At 71.2% G+C, this 21,494-nt stretch carries 17 protein-coding genes; 3 read left to right on the top strand and 14 right to left on the bottom strand.

All coding sequences use genetic code 11. From position 1 onward, the window contains the following. Nucleotides 1-124 precede the first annotated feature (124 nt). The gene (locus tag BLU20_RS04460) at nt 125-1,384 is read right to left on the bottom strand and encodes an RNA-guided endonuclease InsQ/TnpB family protein (protein ID WP_157270559.1); all 1,260 of its coding nucleotides are present in this window, start codon (nt 1,382-1,384) and stop codon (nt 125-127) included. 45 nt (nt 1,385-1,429) lie between these two features. On the opposite strand from BLU20_RS04460, the gene tnpA reads away from it, so the two are divergent. After that, entirely contained in the window at nt 1,430-1,846 is a 417-nt protein-coding gene (gene tnpA, locus BLU20_RS04455) for an IS200/IS605 family transposase (RefSeq protein ID WP_083371742.1), read from the top strand. Nucleotides 1,847-1,932: 86 nt separating this feature from the next. Here tnpA and BLU20_RS04450 read toward each other — a convergent pair whose 3' ends face one another. Together BLU20_RS04450 and BLU20_RS04445 are read right to left on the bottom strand one after the other, a co-directional pair. Then, the gene (locus BLU20_RS04450) at nt 1,933-4,137 is read right to left on the bottom strand and encodes a YhgE/Pip domain-containing protein (RefSeq protein WP_083371741.1); all 2,205 of its coding nucleotides are present in this window, start codon (nt 4,135-4,137) and stop codon (nt 1,933-1,935) included. Next, a complete protein-coding gene (locus BLU20_RS04445; RefSeq protein WP_157270308.1) occupies nt 4,134-4,844 on the bottom strand; it encodes an ABC transporter ATP-binding protein in 711 nt (236 codons plus the stop codon). The genes BLU20_RS04450 and BLU20_RS04445 overlap by 4 nt, the downstream gene beginning before the upstream one ends. Nucleotides 4,845-4,925: 81 nt before the next feature. Between BLU20_RS04445 and BLU20_RS04440 the strand changes: the two genes are divergently transcribed. Both BLU20_RS04440 and BLU20_RS04435 read left to right on the top strand, forming a co-directional pair. Further along, nucleotides 4,926-5,597, top strand: a complete 672-nt coding sequence (locus BLU20_RS04440) for a TetR/AcrR family transcriptional regulator (RefSeq protein WP_083371740.1) — start codon at nt 4,926-4,928, stop codon at nt 5,595-5,597. A gap of 31 nt (nt 5,598-5,628) precedes the next feature. Continuing rightward, a complete protein-coding gene (locus tag BLU20_RS04435) occupies nt 5,629-6,741 on the top strand; it encodes an NAD-dependent epimerase/dehydratase family protein (RefSeq protein ID WP_172829012.1) in 1,113 nt (370 codons plus the stop codon). A gap of 85 nt (nt 6,742-6,826) precedes the next feature. Here the strand turns inward: BLU20_RS04435 and BLU20_RS04430 are convergent, their stop codons facing one another. The 11 genes from BLU20_RS04430 to BLU20_RS04370 form a co-directional block, all read right to left on the bottom strand. Continuing rightward, nucleotides 6,827-7,267, bottom strand: coding sequence for an OsmC family peroxiredoxin (locus BLU20_RS04430; RefSeq protein ID WP_029252870.1), 441 nt, complete (start codon nt 7,265-7,267; stop codon nt 6,827-6,829). A gap of 66 nt (nt 7,268-7,333) precedes the next feature. Next, entirely contained in the window at nt 7,334-7,930 is a 597-nt protein-coding gene (locus tag BLU20_RS04425) for a hypothetical protein (protein WP_083371738.1), read from the bottom strand. Between the two features lie 67 nt (nt 7,931-7,997). Next, nucleotides 7,998-8,564, bottom strand: coding sequence for a hypothetical protein (locus tag BLU20_RS04420; protein ID WP_083371737.1), 567 nt, complete (start codon nt 8,562-8,564; stop codon nt 7,998-8,000). Beyond that, entirely contained in the window at nt 8,558-10,525 is a 1,968-nt protein-coding gene (locus BLU20_RS04415) for a glycosyl hydrolase family 18 protein (RefSeq protein WP_083371736.1), read from the bottom strand. The genes BLU20_RS04420 and BLU20_RS04415 overlap by 7 nt, the downstream gene beginning before the upstream one ends. A gap of 152 nt (nt 10,526-10,677) precedes the next feature. Continuing rightward, nucleotides 10,678-13,389, bottom strand: coding sequence for a glycosyl hydrolase family 18 protein (locus tag BLU20_RS04410; protein WP_197675419.1), 2,712 nt, complete (start codon nt 13,387-13,389; stop codon nt 10,678-10,680). A gap of 246 nt (nt 13,390-13,635) precedes the next feature. Further along, complete coding sequence (locus BLU20_RS04395) at nt 13,636-16,230, bottom strand: glycosyl hydrolase family 18 protein (RefSeq protein WP_083371735.1); 2,595 nt, start codon at nt 16,228-16,230, stop codon at nt 13,636-13,638. Nucleotides 16,231-16,379: 149 nt separating this feature from the next. After that, nucleotides 16,380-19,154, bottom strand: coding sequence for a helix-turn-helix transcriptional regulator (locus BLU20_RS04390; RefSeq protein WP_083371734.1), 2,775 nt, complete (start codon nt 19,152-19,154; stop codon nt 16,380-16,382). Between the two features lie 201 nt (nt 19,155-19,355). Next, nucleotides 19,356-19,781 (bottom strand): D-aminoacyl-tRNA deacylase, encoded by a 426-nt coding sequence (gene dtd, locus BLU20_RS04385; protein WP_083371733.1) that lies wholly within the window; start codon nt 19,779-19,781, stop codon nt 19,356-19,358. Continuing rightward, nucleotides 19,778-20,755 (bottom strand): asparaginase, encoded by a 978-nt coding sequence (locus BLU20_RS04380; protein ID WP_083371732.1) that lies wholly within the window; start codon nt 20,753-20,755, stop codon nt 19,778-19,780. Before BLU20_RS04380 ends, dtd begins: the two co-directional genes overlap by 4 nt. After that, a complete protein-coding gene (locus BLU20_RS04375) occupies nt 20,749-21,069 on the bottom strand; it encodes a DUF2516 family protein (RefSeq protein ID WP_231959294.1) in 321 nt (106 codons plus the stop codon). The genes BLU20_RS04380 and BLU20_RS04375 overlap by 7 nt, the downstream gene beginning before the upstream one ends. Before the next feature lie 9 nt (nt 21,070-21,078). After that, nucleotides 21,079-21,489, bottom strand: a complete 411-nt coding sequence (locus BLU20_RS04370; protein WP_083372906.1) for a type II toxin-antitoxin system VapC family toxin — start codon at nt 21,487-21,489, stop codon at nt 21,079-21,081. Nucleotides 21,490-21,494: the final 5 nt, after the last annotated feature.

Here is a 21,494-nt window from a genome sequence, read left to right as displayed (position 1 = left end):
GGCGGTCGCGGTGGCGGCTCGACTGTCAGGCACGCCTGGATTGTCGCACCACCCGACGGCGAGGTCACCCCCTGTCCGGGAGTTGACTTCCTCCCCGCCCTGAAGGACGGGGATTCCTACTACGTCAGGCCGCGAGGGTCTGATCGTGTCGGTGGGTTCCTGTTTCTGCGGGGGTTGCGGCGGCGAGCCGTCGTCTTACATCCCCTCCACGGGCGTTTAGGGTCTCCGCTAGTCCAGCGGCGACCATGACGTTCACGGCGGCGTTGTAGTCCCGGTCGAGGTGTTGACCGCATCCGGTGCATTGCCAGGCCCTGACGTGCAAGGGCTTGGGTCCGTCCAGGACTCCGCATACCGCGCAGGTTTGGGAGGTGTAGGCGGGGTTGATGGTGGTGATGGTGCGTTGATGCTCGGTGCCCTTGGCGGCGAGGTGGGTCAGGAATGCGGCCCATCCGGCGTCGTGGACAGAGCGGCGCAGGCCCCGTCCTTGGGCGTTCTTGGCACCGGCTCGTGCCAGTCCCACCACGTTCAGTTTCTCGACGGCGACCGTTTGGTTCTCGCGGATCAGCCGTGCGCTGAGTTGGTGGTGGAAGTCTTGGCGGGCGTCTTTGACCTTGCGGTGCTCGACGGCCACGCGGGTTCGTGCTTTGGCCCGGTTCGCGGACCCGCGTTGCTTGCGCGCCAGGGCGCGTTGGGCGCGTGCGAGGCGTCGTTGGCGGGTGCGCAGGTGTCGGGGGTTCTCGATGGTCTCGCGGGTGCCGTCGGTGTAGGTGATGGCAGCGAATCCGCTCAGTCCGACGTCGATCCCTGCACCCCTGCCCGGGTGGGTGGGTGCCTGCGGTTCGACGTCGCGTTGGACGACGAACGAGACGTAGTAGTGCCCGTCTGCCTCGCGGATCACCGTCACCGAGGACGGGTCGGAGGGCAGGTCACGCGAGAGCGCGAACCGTACCCATCCGACCTTGGGCAGGTACACGTGCCCGACGCCGTGGGTGGTGGTGCGGACCTTGAACCGGGCGGAACGGGTGAAGTTCGCGGCCTGGCGGGTGTCGTGACGCGACCGGAACCGGGGAAGTCCCATCTTGGCGCCCTTGCGCTTGCCAGTCAGGGAATCGAAGAAGTTCCGGTAGGCGCGGTCGGCGTCACGCACGGCCTGTTCGAGCGGGGTGGAGGACACCTGGGTCAGCCACTGGCGTTGCGGGGTGCGCTTGGCCTGGGCCACGACCTGTGACTGCAAGGCGCTGGCGCTGATGAACGCCTCACCCCGGGCGTGGGCGTTCTTCCGTGCCGCGATGGCGTCGTTGAACACCACACGCACGCACCCGAACGTCCGCGCGAGCGCGTCCTGCTGACCGGGCGTGGGGTAGGCCCGGTAGCGGTGACGCATTGTGAAACTCATACCCTCACCCTACCACCAGGTAGTGTTGGTTTCATGGACAATCAACACCCCATCCGCACTGGTCGGCATGTGGTCTATGCGATGCACGCGCACTTGGTCTTCGTCACCAAGTACCGGCACGACGTCTTCACCGACGCCCACCTGTCCCGGCTGGAAACGATCATGAGTGACGTGTGCGCGGACTTCGAGGCCGAACTGGTCGAGTTCAACGGGGAGGACGACCACGTTCACCTGCTCGTGACCTACCCGCCCAAGATCGCCCTGGCCCGGCTGGTCAACTCCCTCAAAGGCGTCTCATCACGCCGGATGCGCCAAGAGTTCCCCGAACTTGAACGCCACTACTGGCGGGCCAAGCGACTGTGGTCCGGGTCGTACTTCGCCGGATCGGTCGGCGGCGCCCCGCTCGACGTCCTCCGGCAGTACATCGAGAGCCAGAACCGACCCAACTGACACCCCAGGCCGAGCGATTCACCCCCGGCCTAAAGGCCAGAGCACCCTCGCTCAACCCCGGTGGCTCGCCGTCGGGCGGCGCGCCGTCAGAGGACGAGCTCGGGCTCGAGTCGCGTGATCGTCCACATCCGCTGGCGCACGGCCGCGTAGGTCGTCGCCGCGAGGGCGACCACCAGGAACCCGGCGAGGACCGCGACGTCGCGCGCGACGGTAGAGGCGCTCCCGCCGTACATGAGCTGGCGCAGCCCCTCGACGGCGTACGTCATGGGCAGCAGCTGGTGCAGGGAGCGCAGCGGCTCGGGGATCGTCTGCCAGGGGAACGTCCCGCCGGCGGTCACCAGCTGGACGAGCATCAGCACGAGCCCGAGGAACTGCCCGGCTGCCCCGAGGTAGACGTTGAGCGCCTGGACGATCGCGACGTACGTCGCCGAGACCAGGATCATGAACAGCACGGTCCCCAGACCGTGGGCGATGTCGATGTGCAGGGCGAAGAACGTCACGGCGAGCATCGCGACCACCTGGACGACGCCGAGCAGGAACGGCGTGAGCCACCCGCCGAGCGCGGCCCCGAGCGCCGAGCGGCCCGAGGCGAGCGCCCGGGTCGAGAGCGGGCGGACGAGCAGGAACAGCACGTAGGCGCCGATCCAGGTCGCCAGGCTGAGGAAGAACGGTGCGAGCCCCGCGCCGTACGTCCCGGCGCTCGAGAGCGAGTCCGCGTCCACCGCGACCGGGTCGCCGATGGTCTCGGCCGTCTCCGTGCGGGTCTCGCCGTCGAGGTCGGGGACGTCGTCGAGGCCGTCGGCGAGCCCGTCGTGCAGGTCCCCCGTGCCGGTGAGCAGGTCTCCGGCGCCCGCGGCGAGGGAGCCGGTACCGGCGGCGAGGGTCTGTGCCCCGGCGTCGAGGTCGGCGGTGCCGTGGGCGAGGTCCGAGGCACCGACGGCGAGCGCCCCGGCCGCGGAGTCGAGCTGCTGCGCGCCGTCGTCGAGGTCTCCGGCACCGTCGGCGGCGGCCGCGGCACCGTCGGCCAGGTCCGCGGCGCCGTCGGCGAGGTCGGCGCCACCGTCCGCGGCGGTCGCCACCCCGGCCCGGAGGTCGTCGGCGCCCGCGGCGAGCGACGTCGCACCGTCCGAGACCTGTGCGGCCCCGTCGGCGAGGTCGTCGAGCTGCCCGGCCGCGCCCTGAACCTTCTGGGCCGCGTCCTCGACGGGCGCCCGGCCCTCGTCGAGCGTCGCGAGGATCGTGTCGATCTCGTCCTGCGGCACGCCCTGGTCGACGAGCGTCTGCTCGACGTCGTCCCGCCAGGAGTCGAGGCTGTCGACGACGTCGGAGGCGGCCGCGGCGGCCTGGTCGCCATAGCCTGCGACCTCGGCGTTGCCGTCCGCGACCTGCTGTGCACCGTCGGCGAGCGCCTGCGCCTGGTCGGGCAGGTCCGCCGTCGCGCCGCGCAGGTCCTCGAGGCCGGCCGACAGGTCCGATGCGCCGGACGAGAGCGACTGCGCCCCGGTGGCGAGCGTGCCCGTGCCCGCGGCGAGGTCGTCCGCTCCCGCGACGAGGTCACCCGTCCCGGCGGAGAGCTGCTGCGCGCCGTCGGCGAGGGTGGCCGCGCCGTCGGCGGCCGTCCCCGCACCGGCACTGAGGTCCGTGGCGCCGTCCGCGAGGTCGTGGGCGCCGTCGTCCAGGTCGGCCGCGCCGTCCTGCAGGTCACCGGCGCCGTCGACGGCGTCGGCCAGGTTGGTGTGGATCTCGTCGAAGCCGTCGAGGAACTCGGTGGCGGCCTCGGTCCCGACCTCCGCGGCGATCGCGTCGCGCACCTCTCCCACGATCGTCTCCGCGATCGTGGTGGCGAGATAGTTGTTGGCGTCGTTGGTGACCAGGCGCAGGCTCGCCTGGTGCGGCTCGAACTCCCCGCTCGAGACGAGGTCGGCCGAGAACTCCGGCCCGACGACGAGCGCGGCGTCGTAGCGGCCCGTCCGCACGCCCGACTCGGCGTCCGCCTCGTCGGTCTCGACCCACGTGAAGCCGCCGTCCTCCACGAGCTGGTCGGCGACGTCGTCGCCGTAGTTCGCGGTCGTGGTCTCCCCGGTGCTCGCATCCGTCGTGGTCGCGCCCTCGTCCTGGACGACGAGCGCTGCCGGGATCTCGTCCAGCCGGTCGTACGGGTCGTGGTTCGCCCACAGGTACAGCCCGGCGTACAGGGTCGGGATCAGCGCCATCGCGAGGATCGCGAGGCGTGGCATGCGCCCGGAGGTGAGTCGGCGCAGCTCGGAGACGGACAGTCGGAACGCGCTCACGCGAGGTCCTCCGTAGGGATGTTCGAGACGGACGGGGTCGGAGTCTCGGTCGCGACGACGACGGGCGGTGCGTGCCAGGCGTCGTCGTCGCGCGCGGACTCGAGGTGGTGGCCGAGGAGGCGCACCGACGAGCGGGCTGCCGTCACGAGCACGCCGTACCCGGCCTCGGCGTACCGGACGGCGAGGTCCCACCAGCCGGCCGGGTTGCCGCCGTGCCGGTCCGGGGCGACCACCACGAGGACACGGACGCGCGGGTCGCTCACCGCGAGCGCCGCCATCAGGGCGGTCCGATCGGTGCCGAGCAGGGCGTCGACCCGCGAGCGTCGGTCGAGACCAGGCATGGTCTCGGCGAGCCACCGGGTGACGTCCACGGGCCAGGACCTGCGCCCGGCCAGCGACAGCCCCTCGGCGACGACGTCCGCGACGGTCAGCGCGTCGTCGGGCTCGCTGATCCCGCTCGCGTCGACGACGGCGGAGGCGTCGCGCAGGTCGGCCGGGTCGGCGGAGACGAGGCCGTCGGACTGGAAAGTGACCGTGCCCTCGTCGGGGCGCAGCCGCCCGGTCGCGACGAGGGCGAGCGCGGTGTGACCGTGCCCGGGCTCGGCGGCCACGAGGACGACGCTGCCGGTCGCGAGGGTCAGGTCGATCGTCTCGAGCATGGGCTCGCGCCGACCGTCGACCCGCACGTGGTCGAGCGTGATCTGCATCCGTCCTCCTGTGTTGACCTTGAGTCAACAACGGTACGACCACTGTTGACCTCGGGTCAACACGTCTGGTAGACCAGTCGCATGACCCAGGCCACGCCCGCCCGCCGCGGACCGGACGACCGCCGTCGCGAGCTCCTTGCCGCCGCCGTCGCCGACGCCGACGAGAACGGCCTGCGCGGGGTCACCGCGGCGACCGTCGCCCAGCGCGCGGGCCGCTCCAAGGCCCTCGTCTTCCACTACTTCGGCTCGGCGCACGGACTGCACGGCGCCGTGGCGCGCGTCGCGATCGAGGAGCTCGACGCGGCGCTGCGCGCACCGGAGTCCGTGCCCCCTGCCGAGCGCCCCACGCGGATCGCCCATGCCTACCTCGACGCCGTGGCCGAGCACGAGGCGATCTGGCGGGACCTGTGGGGCGGCGCCCTCGTCGACGTCGACACCGACGAGATGCTCACCGCCGTGCGCGAGTCGCTCGTGGGGCGCATGAGCCTCTCGGCCACCTCCATCGGCTTCACCCCCACGCCCCGCCTGGCCGCCCTGGCGCGCGGATGGGTGGCGCTCGCCGAGAACCTCACCGCCACGTGGCTCACCCACGACGGCGGGACCGCAGCAGGCCGCCTGACCCGCGACGACGTCGAGTCGCTGCTCGTCGCGAGCATGTCCGTGCTGCTCCCCGAGCTCCCGGACCCGCCGAGGTCGACCCTGGCAGGCATCACCGGCGCCGTTGGACGAGCAGAGGACGGCTCCGCGGGCTAGCGTCGAGACACCTACGGAGAAGGAGTCGGCCGTGCACGTCGTCGTCGTCGGAGCCAGTGGAAATGTCGGAACCGCGGTGCTCGCTGCCCTCGCGAACGAGCCAGTGGTGACCCAGCTCGTCGGGATCGCACGCCGGGTCCCGCGCACGGAGGGCGCGAGCACCGTCGAGTTCCCGCACGACGCGGCGCAGTGGGTGCGCCTCGACCTCGCCGCCCGGGACCCCCGCCCGGGCCACGGCCCGACGGTCACGGACCGGCTCGCCGACGTCCTCGCCGGCGCCGACACCGTGATTCATGTCGCCCGCACGCCCCGCGCCGACGTCGGTAGCCGGGTCCGCCGGGACACAGACCTCCTCGTCGCCCAGCGGGTCTTCGACGCCGCCGCCCAGGCGCACGTGCGGCACGTGGTCGCGGCCTCCTGCACGGGCGCGTACTCCCCGAGCGACGACGACTCCCCACGGACCGAGTCCTGGCCCGTCCGCGGCGGCGACGAGACCGCGAGCGCCCCGTGGGCACGGATCAACACGACGACGGGCGCGGCCGCGGCGGCCGACCGCCCCATGACGACGACCGCGCGGGTCGAGCGGCTGCTCGTCGCCCTCTCCCGGAACAGCGACACCATCGTGACGTCGATGCGCACGCCCATCGTCCTGCACCGCCGGGTCGCCGGGCAGCTGGTCCGCGACGTCGTCGGGAGCCTTCCGTCGCGCCCCATCCGCAAGGACGGCACCGTCCCGACCGTGCTGTGGCCCGACGGCCTGCGCATCCAGGTGATCCACGCCGACGACCTCGGCGAGGCCTACCGCAAGGTCGTGATCCAGCGGCAGCCGGGGGCGTTCAACCTCGCGGCGGCGGACGTGCTCTCCGGGCAGGACTTCGCCGACGTCGTCTCCAACGGGCAGATGCGCACCATCACCGACACGCAGGCCCGCCAGGCGCTCGGTGCGGCGTCACGCCTGGGCGTAGCCCCCGTCGACCCGCGGTGGCTCGCGACGCTGTTCGACTCCCCCGTCCTCGACACGACCCTCGCGCGCGAGCTGCTGCGCTGGGCTCCCGAGCACGACGCACGCTCGACGCTCCGGGAGGCCGTGGAGGGGATCCGGGACGGCGCCGGTGCTCAGACGCCGCCGCTGCTGCCCGCGTAGTCCGCCGGACCGACAGGGCTCCCCCGACGCGGCAGGACCCGCACCCCGGGAGGGTGCGGGTCCTGCTGCGAGCCTGCCTCGTGCGTCAGACGCCGTAGGTGATCTCCAGGGTGATCTCCGGGCCGGCGAGCGCCTTGGAGACCGGGCACGTCGCCTTCGCCTCGTCGGCGATCGAGCGGAACTGGTCGGAGTCGATGCCGCTCGCCTCACCACGGACGCGCAGCGCGATCGAGGGGATCCGGAACCCGCCCGCCGGGTCCGGGCCGAGCGAGACGTCCGCGGCGACGTCGAGCGAGATGCCCGTGGCCCCCGCCGCGCCCAGAAGTGCGGAGAACTGCATCGCGAAGCACGTCGAGTGCGCGGCGGCGATCAGCTCCTCCGGGCTCGTCACGCCCTCGGCGTCGTCGGCCGAGCGACGCGGGAACGACACGTCGTACGTGCCGAGCTGGGAGCTGGTCAGCGCGACGGTGCCGGAACCCTCCTCGAGGGTTCCCTTCCACGAGGTCTGTGCGGAGCGTACGGGCATGATGCTCTCCTTCATGATCGGGGTTCGTTCGACGGGACTACGGTCGACCGGGCGGGCACGGACCCTTCATCCGGCCGCCCATGCCACGTCACCAGGTCCGGCGTCCACCGGCAACTCGACGGTGACGAACTCGTCCGAACCGGATGCCGTGGCGACGTGGAACGTGAGGGCCGCCTCGGGGTCCACCCCGGACGGGAGCGCGACGACGCTCGTGAACGGCCGGAAGTCCATCGTGCACGGGGTCGCGGGCGGGATCTCGACCTTCGCGACGAACAAGGACCCGTCGTCCTCGGCCACCGCCGTCGACTCGACGACCGGCGGGCAGGAGCTCGAGCCGGCCGTGAAGACGTGGACGAGTCCGGGCTCCGAGGTCCGCGCCACGCCCGTGCCGCCCGCCGCCCGCATCTCCTGGCCGGCCTCGACCCCCGCCGGATAGCCGGTGCCGTAGACCCCCGGCAGCAGCGGGATGTCCGTCGCCTCCGCGTCGACCACCGGCACCTGCGGGGTCGACGTCTCGCCCGAGGGGGTCGTCGGCGGATCGGGCGTGGACGTGTCCGCGCCGGAGGTCGCCGGGTCGGACCCGGCGGGCGTGTCCGTCGCGCACGACGTCAGGACGGCGACGCTCAGCACGGCGACGGTGATCGACAGGAGCGGGTGCCTCATCACTCCAGCATGCCAACGGCGGGCCCGGAGCGAAAGCCCCGGACCCGCCGTCGTCGTACCGTCTGGACTACGCCTTCGACGCGACCGTCGCAGACGCCAGGCGCTCGTCGAGCCCCTCGAACGCCCAGCGGTCGACGACGAGAACCTCGGGGGCCTCCTCCGTGAACCACTGGCGCTGCTCGGCCGTGCGGACCTCGTCCCCCGCGTCGTCGACGCAGGAGAGCTGCACGACCATCAGCGTCGCCGAGGACCCCGCCACCGTGGCGTCCGAGGACTCCACGGAGTCCGTGGCCGTCGCCGACAGGCCCTCCGACCCCGGGCAGGTCGCACCCTCCGGGACGTAGGGCTGCGAGACGTCGACCTCCTCGATCGCATCACGCTCGAGAATCTGGAACTCCGGGCACGCGTCCTCGTCCGGGCAACCGCCCACACGGACCGTCGTCACCCCGGGGTCACCCGGGGTGACCGACCAGTACTCGGCGGGCTCGATGTTGAACGACCCCACCTGCACCTGGCCGTCGGCCTCGACGCTCTCGGGCTCGGCGGCCGGAGCAGGCTCGTCCCCGGAGCAGCCGGCGGCGAGAGCCACCACTGCGAGAACCGGGAGCGCCTTGCGCACGAACTTCGTCAGCAAGCGCCGAGCTCCTTCCACGGACCCCAGGTGCTGGCACCCGGCTTGTCGTTCGTGTTCCACCACTTGGCCTCGTACTGGACGCCGTTGACGGTGACCTTCTGTCCACCGGTGTAGACCTTCGACGCGTCCCACGCAGCAGCACACGTGGTCGGGGTCGTCGTCGGGGTCGTCGTCGGAGTCGTCGTCGGCGTGGCCGTCGGCGTGGCCGTCGGGGTCGTGGTGGGGGTGGTCGTCGGAGTCGACGTCCCGCACGAGCCGGCCTCGGCCCACGGGGCTCCGGCGGATCCGGGAACGTCGCCCTGGGTCCACCACTTGGCCGTGTACTTCTTGCCGTTGTACGAGACCGCGGCACCACCCGAGTAGGCCTTCGAGGAGTCCCAGGCCGCCACGGTGCAGTCACCGGGCGTGGTCGGGGTCGTCGTCGGGTCCGTCGTGGGATCCGTGGTCGGGTCCGTCGTGGGATCCGTGGTCGGGTCCGTCGTGGGATCCGTGGTCGGGTCCGGGTCGGGAACGGTGCCGCCGCCGACGACCGGGCCGGCCGCGCCGGTCCCGAGCTTCGAGAACAGCGTGTCGATCAGCGAGCCGTCGCGGTTGCCCGAGAGGTCCCACCACATGCCGCCACCGAGGCCCTTGGAACGGATGTAGTCGGCCTTCGCGGTGATCGACTTGGTGTCGTCGAACGACCACCACTGGTTGCCGTCGTAGCGCCACGAGGAGATCGTCTCGGGGTCGTAGTAGCCCTGGCCGAGGTTCTTCAGCTTGTCGTAGTCCTCGTTGCCAGGCTCCCAGGTGCCCGGTCCGGCACCCGTCGCGGTGCCCCACGGCTCCGCCTGGTCGGCGCCCTTCCAGCCGCGGCCGAACATCGCGAGGCCGAGACCGATCTGCGCCGGGTCGATGCCCGCGTCGAGGTACAGCGAGAGCGACTCGTCGATGTTGAACTGACGGCTCGGCTCACGCGGGTCGTTCGGGTCCTTGTAGACGTTGCCCTGGTGGCCCGTCAGGTCCGGGTCCCAGGCACCGTGCAGGTCGTAGCCCTGCAGGTTCCCGTAGTCGAGGTAGTTCCAGATGCGCGGGTCGTTCCAGCCACCGGCCTCGATGTCCTCCTGGTTCGCCGGGAGGTAGGCCGACAGGAGGTAGTCCTTGCCGGTCTCGGCCCCGTAGGCGTCGAGCTGCTCGCGGAACTCCTTGAGAAGGAGACGGTAGTTCTCCTTGTCGTTGGCCTCGTCGACGATGTTGCCCTCGAGACCGTTGTTGGTCCCGGGCCACTCCCAGTCGATGTCGATGCCGTCGAAGATCCCGGCTGCGGCTCCCGGGCCCCCACGACCGTCGATGACGGGCAGGTTGCCCTTGAGGTAGACGTCGATGCAGGAGGAGACGAGCGTCTTGCGACCCTGGTCGGTCGCGGCCACCTTCGAGAAGTACTTCGAGAAGGTCCAGCCACCGATCGAGATCATCGGGCGGATCTGCGGGTGCTTCTCCTTCAGCTGCTTGAGCTGGTTGAAGGAGCCTGCGAGCGGCTGGTCCCACGTGTCGGCGACACCGGAGACCGAGTTGGCCGCCGTGTACGTCATCCCGTAGTCGGCCCAGGCGTCGCCCGCGCCGTCGGCGCCGTTCGGGCCCTCGGTGACGGCCTTGTTCGCGATGAAGCACTTACCCGTCGTCGGGTGGATGTTCGCGAACGAGTAGTTGATGTGCGTGAGCTTGTCGGCCGAGCCGGAGGTGTGCAGGTCCGGGATCTGGAAGTCGCGGCCGTACACCCCCCACTGGGCGAAGTAGCCGACGCTGCGGTAGCCGTTGATCGCGGAGTCACCCGTCTCGACGGTGGCCGCGGTCTGCACGGCCTGCTCCGTCGATGCGGAAGCGACGGACGTGACGGCCGCCGTTCCTGCGAGCGCCAACGACGTCGCCAGCGCGCCGACACGGGCCCACCGGGCCGTGCCGCGTGTGGTGGTCGTTCTCATCAGAGTGTTTCCTCTCTGGTCACGGTGCCGCATCGATGCAGCACCTCGGCCGTCGGTGACGGCCTGGTCTGGTGTCCACCGGTCGCCCGGTGGACGGTCGGGTGGAGGGTGCCCTCCACCCGACCCGGTCACGGCGCTCTCGCGCCGCCGTCTCAGCAGGCGCCGGCGTCGGCCCACGGCCCGTAGGCCGTCGCCGTGCTCGGCGTGTTGCCCTGCGTCCAGTAGCGGGCGGTCCACTCACGACCGTCGCTGCTCACCGTGGCGCCACCCGTGTAGGCGGTGCTCGCGTTCCAGGCGGGAGCTGAGCAGACGCCGTCTCCGCCGCCCGTCGTCCCGCCGGAGCCGCCGGTTCCGCCGGTTCCGCCGGTTCCGCCCGTGCCGCCACCGGCAGCGACGTCCACGACCGTGGCGCCTCGCGGCCAGTCGTAGGTGGTCGCGTAGTCGACCCCCTCGATCGTCACGACCACGTTCGAGAACTGCGCGATCGGGAGCGTCCACTTCATGTTGTTGGTGATCGAGCCACCCGCCGGGATCCCACCCGTCGGGACCGTGAACTCGGCGTCGTGGAAGTCGCCCGTGATACCGCCGACGTTGGCGCCGGTGTGCCCCTGCTTCGTGGTCGTCGTCTTGTAGCCCGACCAGTCGCTCATCTCGCCGAGGTCGCTCGTGCCGTACTGGAAGGACACGGTCGAGCCGGCCGGGATGTCGGTCGCGCCGTTGTTCGTGAACACGACCTTCGGGGCGATCGGGTAGTTGTTGTCGCCGAGCGCGAACTCGGTGTAGTCGATGCTCAGGTCGAGCGCCTTGCTCGGCATCGTGCGGTCCGCGTTCGCCTTCGACGCGCCGTACGGCGTCGCCGCGCTGAACTTCGAGTGCATGAGGTCGACCATGTCCTGGCCGATCTCGTACTGCCCCTTGGCCGCGTCGTACCCGTAGTCACCGGCGAACTCCCAGATCATGATGCCGCCCAGGCCCTGGTCGACGACGTAGTCGGCCTTGTCGCCGATCGCCTGCGTCGTGTCGCCGGACAGGAACGTCTTGGTCTGCGCGTTCCACCACCACTCGTTCTTGGTGACGGGGTCGAAGTGACGCTCGTAGCTGCCCTCGATCGTGGTGGGGACGCCGTAGGCCTCCGCGTAGTCGCCGACCACGCCGTTCTCGAGGTTCAGCACGTGCCAGATCGGGTTGGCACCGGCCGGGATGGCGATCCCCTGCGGGTCGGTGTCGAACCACAGGTTGTCGATGCCGTCGGCCCCGTAGCCGCACTTGCCGCTCGTGCCCGCCGGGCAGTTGAAGCCCGCCGGTGCCGGAGCCCGGCCGCCCATGCCGTTGGTGCCGCCCTGGACGTTCTGGAACCCACGGGTGTAGAAGCCGACGCCGAGGTTGATGCGCCCCTCCTGCATCGCGCCGCGGAAGTAGTGCGCGGCCCAGTCACCGTTGAGGTAGCCCATGCCGTCGTACGCCGTGTAGACGCCGGCCGCCGCGAGCTCGGGGTCGTTCCCGCCGTCGAAGAGCGGCGAGTTGCCGCCGACGTACTCGTTCCACGCACCGTGCAGGTCGTAGGACATCAGGTTGACGTAGTCGAGGTACTGGACGACCTGGTGAACCTCCATGCCACGCAGGAGCCATCCGGACGACGGCGACGCGGTGGTGAGCATGTAGTACTCGCCGTCCTCGGCGCCCGCGACGTCGAGCTTCTCGCGGAGAGTCTTCATCAGGTCGACGTAGCCGGCGAAGAGGTCGCCGCGACGTGCGTCGGAGAACGCGAAGTCGTCCGGGTTGCCGGCGTTCGCGTTCGACGTCGGGTACTCGTAGTCGATGTCGATGCCGTCGACGCCGTAGGTCCGGATGAAGTCGACCACCGAGTCGGCGAACGTGTCGATCTTCGCCTGCGACTCGGTCATCGTGTAGAAGCCGCCGGAGGCGACACGGTTGCCCTCGCCGTCGAAGTACCCGCCGGTCTCGGCCCAGCCGCCGACCGCCGGGATCACCTTGACGCCCGGGTTCTCCTTCTTGTACTTGGCGAGCAGGTTGAAGTGCCCGGTGAACGGGAGCGACGGGTCCATCTCGGCCCCGGCGACGCCCGGCCACGTCATGTCGGTCGCGGAGTTGCCCGGCACATCGGCGTTCACCGAGACCTTGTTGTCCGAGCCCACGTGCGCGAAGGCGTAGTTGACGTGCGAGACCTTGTCCCACGGGATGTCGCTGGCCAGGTACCGCGGCTGGTCGGCGACGCCGGTGCGCCAGTTCGTGAAGTAGCCGATCACGCGGCGGTCGAGGTTGTTGGGCAGGATCTCCCGCCCGTCCTCGTCGTAGACGTCGCAGTACGGGGTATCCACCCCGGGCGTCGGGATCATGCCGTCAGGCCGGCAGACGTCGTCCGGGTTCGAGGAGATCGGAGTCCCGGTGGACGGATCGGTCGTCGGGTCCGTCGTCGGGTCCGTCGTCGGGTCCGTCGTCGGGTCCGTCGTCGGGTCCGTGGTCGGGTCCGTCGTCGGGTCCGTCGTCGGGTCCGTCGTCGGATCGGTCGTCGGGTCCGTGGTTGGGTCCGTCGTGGGATCCGTCGTCGGCTCGGCACCACAGGCGCCGAGGTTCTCCCACGGTCCCCACGGCGTGGCTCCGGGCTGGTCGCCCTGGGTCCACCACTTGGCCCGGTAGTTGGTCGCGTCGACGGAGACGAGCGCGCCTCCGACGTACGTGGACGACGAGCTCCACGCGGGTTCGCACTCGGCGACGGTGGCCGTCGAGACCGCAGCGGGCGCCTGTGCCCACGCTCCGGCCGACGAGACCATGGATGCGCCGACGAGGGCCGCAGCTGCGGCGAGTGCCGCACCTCTGCGTGATCGCCTCGAGATGGGGAGCATGGTTCCTGCCTCTCCTGGATATGGCGCCCGTCGCATCGACATCGAATGCGCCGGGCGGGACTACCAGAGAACGCTACGAACCACCAGTGGAAAGTTGAATCAGCGTTTCCCACACCGTTCAGTGCTCAACCACTCGTACGGGTAGGGGTAACTACGTACAGCGGTGCGGAGATCTGACAGACCTGCGCACAGAGGTGGCGCCCGGGACCGTTCGTCGCGTCCCGGGCTCCACCTCACCTCACCGAGTCAGCACGCGCCGGCGTCCAGCCACGGACCCCACTGACCGGCCCCGCCCGGGGCTTCTCCCTGGGTCCAGTAGCGGGCGGTCCAGTAGTGCCCGTCGTGCGAGACGCGAGCTCCGCCGTTGTACGCCGTCTGCGGCGACCAGGCCGCACCCGAGCACGCTCCCGGCGGCCCCGTCGTCGGATCCGTCCCGGGGTCGGTACCCGGCCCCGGGCTGACGACCGTGACCCCACGCGGGTGGTCGTACGTCGTCGCGTAGGTCTTTCCGCCGAACGACACCGTCACGTTCGAGAACTGCGCGGCGGGAAGCCGCCACGAGACCTTGGACGCGGACGACGCCCCGGGGGCGATGCCGGAGGACGGCACCGTCATCTCGACCGTGTGGAAACGCCCGTCGAGACCACCGATGTTGTCACCGATGTGCCCGCGGGCGACGACCCTGGTGCCCCATCCACCCTGTCCGCTCATGTCCCCGGGGGCGGACGTCCCGTACTGGAAGGAGATCTTCGCCCCGCCCGGGATCGCCGTCGAACCGTTGTTCGTGAACCGCACGGACGGGTTGATCGGATAGTTGTTGTCCCCGAGCGCAAAGCCCTCGTACGAGATGTCGACGTCGAGCGCCTCCGTCGGCGCCGCGCCGGTAGCCTTCGTCGCCCCGTAAGGAGAGGTGCCCGAGAACCGCTGGTGGAGCAGGTCGATCATCGTGTGCCCCTGCTGGTACTGACCGGCCGCCTCGTCCCACGCGTAGTCGCCGGCCAGCTCCCAGATCATGATCCCGCCGAGCTCCTGGTCGATCACGTAGTCGGCCTTCTCGCCGACGGCCTGCTCGCTGTCGCCGGTGATCAGGGTCTTGGTGGTGCTGTTCCACCACCACTCGTTCTTCGTCACGGGATCGAAGTGGTGGCTGAACGAGCCGGTGATCGTCGTCGGGATGCCGAACGACTCGGCGTAGTCGCCCACGACCCCGTTCTCGAGGTTCAGCGCGTGCCAGATCGGGTTGAAGCCCGCCGGTTCCGGCGTCCCGTCCTCCCCGAGGTCGTACCAGAGGTTCGCGACGCCGGCGGCACCCGCACCACAGCTGCCCTCGGTCCCGGGCGGGCAGTCGTAGCCCCAGGGAGCACGGGCCGAGCCGCCCATCCCGTTGGTCCCGCCCGTCACGCCGTCCCATCCGCGGGTGTAGAACGGGACACCGATGTTGATGCGGCCTGCCTGCATCGCACCGCCGAAGTAGTGCGCCGCCCAGTCCGTGTTGAGATAGCCGATGTTGTCGTACGCGCCGTAGACGTTCGCGGCCGCGAGCTCAGGGTCCTTGCCGTCGTCGTACAACGGGGCGAGCCCACCCACGTACTCGTTCCACGCCCCGTGCAGGTCGTAGGACATGATGTTGACGAAGTCGAGGTGCTCGACGACCTGCGAGACCTCCATGCCACGCAGCAGCCAGCCCGAGCCCGGGAGCGCTGCCGTCAGCTGGTAGTACTCACCGTCCTCGGCACCGGCCTCGTCCAGCGTGAGCCGCAGCGTCTTCATCAGCTTCTCGTAGTTCGCCCAGAGCTGCCCACGCTGTGCGTTGGCGATCGCGAAGTCGTCAGGGTTCCCGGCATCCGCGTTCGACGTCGGGTACTCGTAGTCGATGTCGATGCCGTCGAAGTCGTACTCCCGGATGAAGTCGACCACCGAGTCCGCGAACGTGTCGATCCCCGCCTGCGTCTTCGTCATCTCGTAGAAGCCGCCGGAGGCCACCCTGGTGCCGTCAGCGTCGAAGTAGCCGCCGGTCTCGGCCCAGCCACCGACCGAGGGCAGGATCTTCACCCCCGGGTTCTGCTCCTTGTACTGGTGCAGCAGGTTGAAGTGCCCGGTGTAGGGCAGGGACGGATCCATCTCCGCGCCGGGGACCTCCGGCCACGTCATGTCCGTCGCCTCGTTGTCCGGGACGTCCGCGTTCACCGAGACCTTGTTGTCCGGCCCGATGTGCGCGAAGGCGTAGTGGATCGTCGAGAGCTTGTCCCAGGGGATGTCGCTCGCCAGGTACGCGGGCTGTCCCTTCTCCCCCGTGCGCCAGCTCGTGAAGTAGCCGATCACGCGCCTGTCCAGCCCGTTCGGCAGGATCTCGCGACCGTTCTCGTCGTACACGTCGCAGTAGGGCGTGTCGACACCCGCGGTCGGCTCCATCCCGTCCGGTCGGCAGACCTCGTCGGGGTTGCCCGACGGCGGTGTCGTGGGATCGGTGGTCGGGTCCGTCGTGGGGTCGGTCGTCGGATCCGTCGTCGGGTCGGTCGTGGGGTCGGTGGTCGGGTCGGTCGTGGGATCCGTCGTCGGGTCCGGGTCCGGCTCGCCACAGTCGCCGACCACGGCCCACGGCCCCCACGGGCTGGCGCCCGGCTTCTCACCGAGGGTCCACCACTTCGCCCGGTAGTTCACCCCGCCCGACGACGTGACGTCGCCGCCGGTATAGGTCGTCGTCGCGCTCCACGCGGGTGCGCACTCGACGACGACCGCGGCCGGCGTCTTCGCCCAGGCCGCGGTGCTCAAGGATGTTCCGACGAGGGCCGTCGCCGTCGTCAGGGCCGCGACCACGCGGGCCCGCTTCGAGACATGCATGTGCATCCTCCCCTGCTCCACGGGTCCGCCCCGTTGCGGGCCCGTTCACGCGGTGACGCTAGCGACGCGAGATCCGTACCGAATCAGGGAAACCCACAGGATCGTGACCTATATCACGGCAGCGAGTACGGGCGATCCCGTACCTCGCACTACCCGCCGTGAGCGAGGACGGTCAGCTCCACGCGACTGCGGACGTCGAGCTTGCGGAACACCCGCCCCAGGTGGACCTCGACGGTGCGCACGGAGAGGAAGAGCCTCTCCGCGACCTCGCGGTTCGAGAGCCCGCGGACCACGAGCCGGGCCACGTCCCTCTCCCGCTCGGTCAGGGGCTCCATCCACTCCTCGGTCGACACCGCCGTCGCCTCGGGCGCGGAGACCCCGACCGGCAGAGGGTCACCGGCGCCGTCGGACTCCTGCGCGGGCGCACGGCTCGCGGTCAGCCCCGCCAGCGCGTGTGCGGCAACCTCGACACAGGCCGGCGCGCCGGCCTCCTCGAAGAGCTCCTGGGCCGCGCGCAGATGACCGTGCGCCTCGGCCGTCCGGCCGTCACGGATCGCCACCCGACCCACGGTCATCTCTGTCCGGGCACGCTCGAACGCGGAGTCCAACGCCCAGGACGACGCGACGGCACGCTCGCACGCCGCGGGAGACTCCTCCGGGAGGGCCACCGCCGCCGCGGAACGGTCCCGGACTGCCTGACGAAGCTCCGGGGGCAGGCACCGGGTGGTCGTCTCCAGCCGCTCGTAGGCAGCGACCGCCGCCTCGCGTCGACCGACAAGTGCCCACGTCTCGGCCTCGTCGAGCCCTGCGAGCGGGAGCGCGCGCACCTCGTCCCGCCGTTCCCTCTCGGCCGCAAGCTGGAGCAGCGTCGCTGCCTCGCCGTACCGCCCCAGGAACGCGGCCGAGAGCGCGCGGTCGACGAGCCCGCCGATCCGCATCGGCGGGGCGCTCGTCCCCGCGCTGGTCGACTCGAGGGACTCGGCCAGGACACCGACGGCGCCGCTGCGCAGCAGGTCGAGCCGCCGCGCAAGCGCGGACGCCGTCCCCGCCCAGACCAGCCCGACGGGCAGCCGAAAGGCCGCGTTCGCCAAGATCGTGGCGGCGCGCCGCAGGTCGCCCGACCAGAACTCGACGAGCGCCTGGGCGACGCGCAGGTGCGCCTCGACGATCGGCGTCACGGACCTCTGCGGCCCGTCGAGCCACCGCTCGTCAGAACGCACGGGTGCGAGCTCGGCGATGAACGACGCCAGCATGCGGGACGCCGCGCCGCAGTCACCCGTCCTGGCCACCGCGACCGCGCGCGCGGCGCACAGGAGTCCCTCGTGGTCCGGCGGGCCGCCGCTCGACCGCGGCAGGTCCGCGTCGTCCACCTGGTAGGCAGCCATCCACGTCTGCGCCAGCTGCAGGCCCGAGTCCCACCCCTCACCGGGGCAGAGGCGCTCCGCCTCGCCCATGAGCTCGCGGGCGGTCGTCGCGCTGCCCCGCTCGACGTGCAGGGCCGCGGCCATGGTCAGGCCGCGGGCGATCGCGAACCTGTCGCCGTCGGTCACCCGGCCGTCCTGGGCCTCGGCGAGCCCTCGGGTGACGACGTCGTCCGGGACCTGGTCGTCGGCGAGGGTCAGAGCGGACGTCAGCGGCATCAGCGTGCGGGAGCGGACCTGGACGTCGCCGGTGCGTGCGGCACGCCGCAGCCACGACACGGCGTCGACGACGTGCCCGGCACAGTGCGCCGCAGCACCGGCGAGCTCGTAGGCGTGGGGCCGCTCCGCGTCGGAGGCGTGGTTGATCGCCTCACGGGCGACCTCGTGCGCCCACGTCGCCTCACCCTGCCGCAGGTGCTGGACCGCCAGATCCAGGAGCGGCCTGACGACGGTGGGGTCGCCCTCAAGGGACGAGAGCGCCCGGTGCCACGCCGAGAGGAGATCGTCCCCCGCCGCCGCGTGAGCAACAGCGAGGGCGGCGTGCGCCGCAGTCCGGGCCTGCAGGGAGGCGAGACTGTGGGCGAGCGACCGTACTCGCGGGTCGACGAACCGGAATCGTCCGGAGACAAGCCCGAGGCAGTCGGCCAGGCGTCCGTCCGTGACCACCTCGACCGGGCAGTCGGCCGCCGCCACGAGGACGTCCGTGCGGTTGACCACGCTGACCGACGCGATCAGGAGCGCACGGCGCTCGGTCTCGTCCAGCGCGAGGATCGCCGGCTCCAGCGCGGCGTGGACGGCAGCGCCCGCGGGCAGCGGGTCGGGGAGCAGGCGCGCCCCGGCGAGCTGGTCCGCGTCGAGGTGCTCGGCCGCCTCGAGGATGCACACGAGGTTGCCGTGCAGCTCACGGGCCAGATGCGCGGCGACCGACGGGGCGACCGGGCCCGCGTCGTTGGCGCGCAGCAGCCTCAGCACGTCCGTGCCGTCGACACGGGGCAGCGGACGCGTCCGCACGTCGTAGGGCAGCCTCCCGAAGTCGTCCGACGACGTGGCCGTCCCCAGGAGCACGATGCGCGCCTGACGCTGAGATATCGCGGCGACGGCGACGGCTCGGCTGAGGGCGTCGATCCGGTCGATGTCGTCGGCGACGACGATCAGCGTCCGGTCCGCCAGGGCATCCTTGAGGTACTCGCCGAGTGCCGCGGCCGCGACCTCCGGCAGGTAGGGGTACGTCGGCGCGGCGATGTCGAGGGCCTCGACGAGACGGTCCGCCACCGCGACACCGGTGGCGGCGACCACCTGGGCGACCAGGCTCTCGACAGCTCGGCCCGGGCCACGGTCCGTCGGCGCGACCTGCGCGCTCGACCGGACGACGACGTGACCGAGGTCCTCGACGGCGTCGACGGCCTGGTCGAGCAATGTGCTCTTGCCGGAGCCGGTCTCGGCGGTCCACACGATCGCACCGTGACCGGCGTCGACCAGGTCCCGCGCGTTCTCGATCTCCATCGTCCTGGAATCGAGCACCACGCCGCTGCGACCGCTGCGTCGGGCCTGTGGCTCAGCGCGGCTGTCGGTAGTTCGTGTCGTAGACGTCATCGTCGATCCTCCCGTCCGGCGTGGACGACGATGGAAATGTTAACAACCTTGAGAAAGCCTGGATACACCCGTCCACGACTTTTGTCCTGTTGACCGAGCCTGGGAGCGCTTTCACGCCTCGAGGAGGATCGTCACCGGTCCGTCGTTGACGATCTCGACCTGCATGTGAGCGCCGAACTGCCCGGTCGCGACGCGAATACCGCGCTCCACCAGGCCCGCGACCACCTGCTCGACCAGAGGCTCGGCGACCTCCCGCGGGGCAGCCGCGTTCCACGACGGGCGTCGGCCCTTGCGTGTGTCCGCGTAGAGGGTGAACTGACTGACGACCAGCACCGGTGCGTCCGCATCCTGGACACTGACCTCGCCGTCGAGGAGGCGGAGCTCCGCGATCTTGCGCACGATCAGCGCGACCTGCTCCGGGCCGTCGTCGTGCGTCGCGCCGACGAGCACGCAGAGCCCGGGCTCGGCGATCTGCCCGACGACCTCGTCGTCGACGCGCACCGCCGCTCGGGCCACCCGTTGCACGACCGCCCTCACGAGAGCACCGCCACGATCTCCCCCACGGGCACCCCGCCGCCGAGGATCGGGCTCTCGCCGATCGTGTCCAGGCCCGGGGTGTCGACGCCGACCGCACGCAGGGCCGCGACGGCGATCGCCGACCGCGGTCGGTCCGCGCCGTCGAGCACCTTGAACGCCACACCGGTCCCGTCAGGCAGCCCCAGCGCGAAGACGCCGTCGGCACCGTCCTTGGCCACGACACCCGGGATCTCGCGCATCAGGCGCGTGTTGGTCCTTTCGGGACCGCCGACCATCTCGGGCACCGCGGACATCGCCCGGGCGACGCGCGCCTCGGCGCTGCCCGGTGCCGTGCCGGGGGCGGCCGCCACACGGCCGAGCGCACGCGCCAGGCCTGCGAGCGTCGTCGCGAACAGCGGTGCCCCGCACCCGTCGCGAGTCACCGGGAGGCCTGCTTCGTCGCCCGTGAACTCCGTGATCGTCGCGGCGATCGACCGCTGCAGCGGGTGGTCGAGGTCCAGGTAGGTGGCCGTGTCCCACCCGTTGGCGACGCACGTGGCCAGCATCGCCGCGTGCTTGCCGGAGCAGTTCTGCACCACGCGCGCCGGACCGTGACCCGCACCGCGCCAGATCGCGGCCTGCACCGCGTCGTACGGAAGGTCGGGCGTGTTGAGGAGGTCGGACTCGTGCAGCCCGGTCCCCGCGAGGATCTCGCGGGTGCCCGCGACGTGCACCACCGCGCCGTCGTGCGAGGCCGCCGCGAGCGCGAGCAGGCGGTCGGGGAGGTCCAGACCGTCCCGCACCATCGCGACCGCCTGCATGGGCTTCACCGAGGACCGCGGCCAGAACACGACGTTCCCGTCCCCGCGCGCGGTACGCACGGAGCCGTCCGGGGCGGTCACCACCAGATGGCCGAGGTGGACCGACTCCACCAGGTCACCGCGGACGACGAGCGCGAGCTCGACGGCGTCGCGCGCGATCGGGGCCGTCACCATCCGCCCGACCCCTTCCGCGGGCCACGACGCCGGTAAGGCGCGAGGCGGGGACGCACGTCCACGAGATAGACGATCGCGGCCACGGCGGCGATGAGATTCAGGAACCCGAGGTTCATCCGGAGCGGCGGGACCGCGATGAACGCGAGAGCCGCGACGACGGCCAGGATGCCCGTCCAGATCGGCTTGGTCAGCTTGCGCTCCGACGTGAACGCCTCGGCAGGGCGGCGCAGACAGTCGACGAGGGCGAAGACGGCGATGGCGAGGATGGCGACCGAGAGCAGGTCCATCACGAGAAGCTGGGCGGAGTAGAGCACCTACCGAGCCTACGGGACGACGGTGAGGCCTTCGCGCCGGGCAGCCCCGGCCACCGCCTCGTCCCAGGCCGCGACCAGGAGCTCCTCGTGGGCCACCGTCAACGCGCTCGCCACGTGCAGCGCGTCGTCCGTCCGCACCGGGGTCACCGCGTTCTCGACGACCTGGACCGCACGCCGCGACACCTCCGGGGTGAGCTCGACCAGATGAAGACCACCACGGAGCCCCTGCCACGCCGTCAACGCCGTCACGTACGCCGCGTCGTCGAGCGCACCCGCATGGTGGCCGGCACGCAGCACGGCGGGGATCTCGACGACGGCGGCCCGGCTGGTCACCACGAGGTCCGCGCGGTTCCACAGGGTCGCCGCCAGCTCCGAGCCCGTGCCCGGCGTGCAGAGATGCACGAGGGCGCTCGCGTCCATGTAGA

It is taken from the genome of Paraoerskovia marina, from assembly GCF_900105445.1.
Taxonomy (GTDB): Bacteria; Actinomycetota; Actinomycetes; order Actinomycetales; family Cellulomonadaceae; genus Paraoerskovia; species Paraoerskovia marina.
The sequence above is the reverse complement of the archived record's forward strand: the minus strand, read 5'-3'. Positions and strand labels throughout refer to the sequence as shown.

What these genes read in the sequence shown, in the direction of transcription:
- BLU20_RS04390 (WP_083371734.1), bottom strand. Translation starts at nt 19,154, where the DNA reads ATGGAGATCGAGAACGCGCGGGACCTGGTCGACGCCGGTCACGGTGCG.
- BLU20_RS04415 (WP_083371736.1), bottom strand. Translation starts at nt 10,525, where the DNA reads ATGAGAACGACCACCACACGCGGCACGGCCCGGTGGGCCCGTGTCGGC.
- BLU20_RS04395 (WP_083371735.1), bottom strand. Translation starts at nt 16,230, where the DNA reads ATGCATGTCTCGAAGCGGGCCCGCGTGGTCGCGGCCCTGACGACGGCG.
- BLU20_RS04430 (WP_029252870.1), bottom strand. Translation starts at nt 7,267, where the DNA reads ATGCCCGTACGCTCCGCACAGACCTCGTGGAAGGGAACCCTCGAGGAG.
- BLU20_RS04370 (WP_083372906.1), bottom strand. Translation starts at nt 21,489, where the DNA reads ATGGACGCGAGCGCCCTCGTGCATCTCTGCACGCCGGGCACGGGCTCG.
- BLU20_RS04440 (WP_083371740.1), top strand. Translation starts at nt 4,926, where the DNA reads ATGACCCAGGCCACGCCCGCCCGCCGCGGACCGGACGACCGCCGTCGC.
- BLU20_RS04380 (WP_083371732.1), bottom strand. Translation starts at nt 20,755, where the DNA reads ATGGTGACGGCCCCGATCGCGCGCGACGCCGTCGAGCTCGCGCTCGTC.
- BLU20_RS04425 (WP_083371738.1), bottom strand. Translation starts at nt 7,930, where the DNA reads ATGAGGCACCCGCTCCTGTCGATCACCGTCGCCGTGCTGAGCGTCGCC.
- BLU20_RS04460 (WP_157270559.1), bottom strand. Translation starts at nt 1,384, where the DNA reads ATGCGTCACCGCTACCGGGCCTACCCCACGCCCGGTCAGCAGGACGCG.
- BLU20_RS04410 (WP_197675419.1), bottom strand. Translation starts at nt 13,389, where the DNA reads ATGCTCCCCATCTCGAGGCGATCACGCAGAGGTGCGGCACTCGCCGCA.
- tnpA (WP_083371742.1), top strand. Translation starts at nt 1,430, where the DNA reads ATGGACAATCAACACCCCATCCGCACTGGTCGGCATGTGGTCTATGCG.
- BLU20_RS04445 (WP_157270308.1), bottom strand. Translation starts at nt 4,844, where the DNA reads ATGCAGATCACGCTCGACCACGTGCGGGTCGACGGTCGGCGCGAGCCC.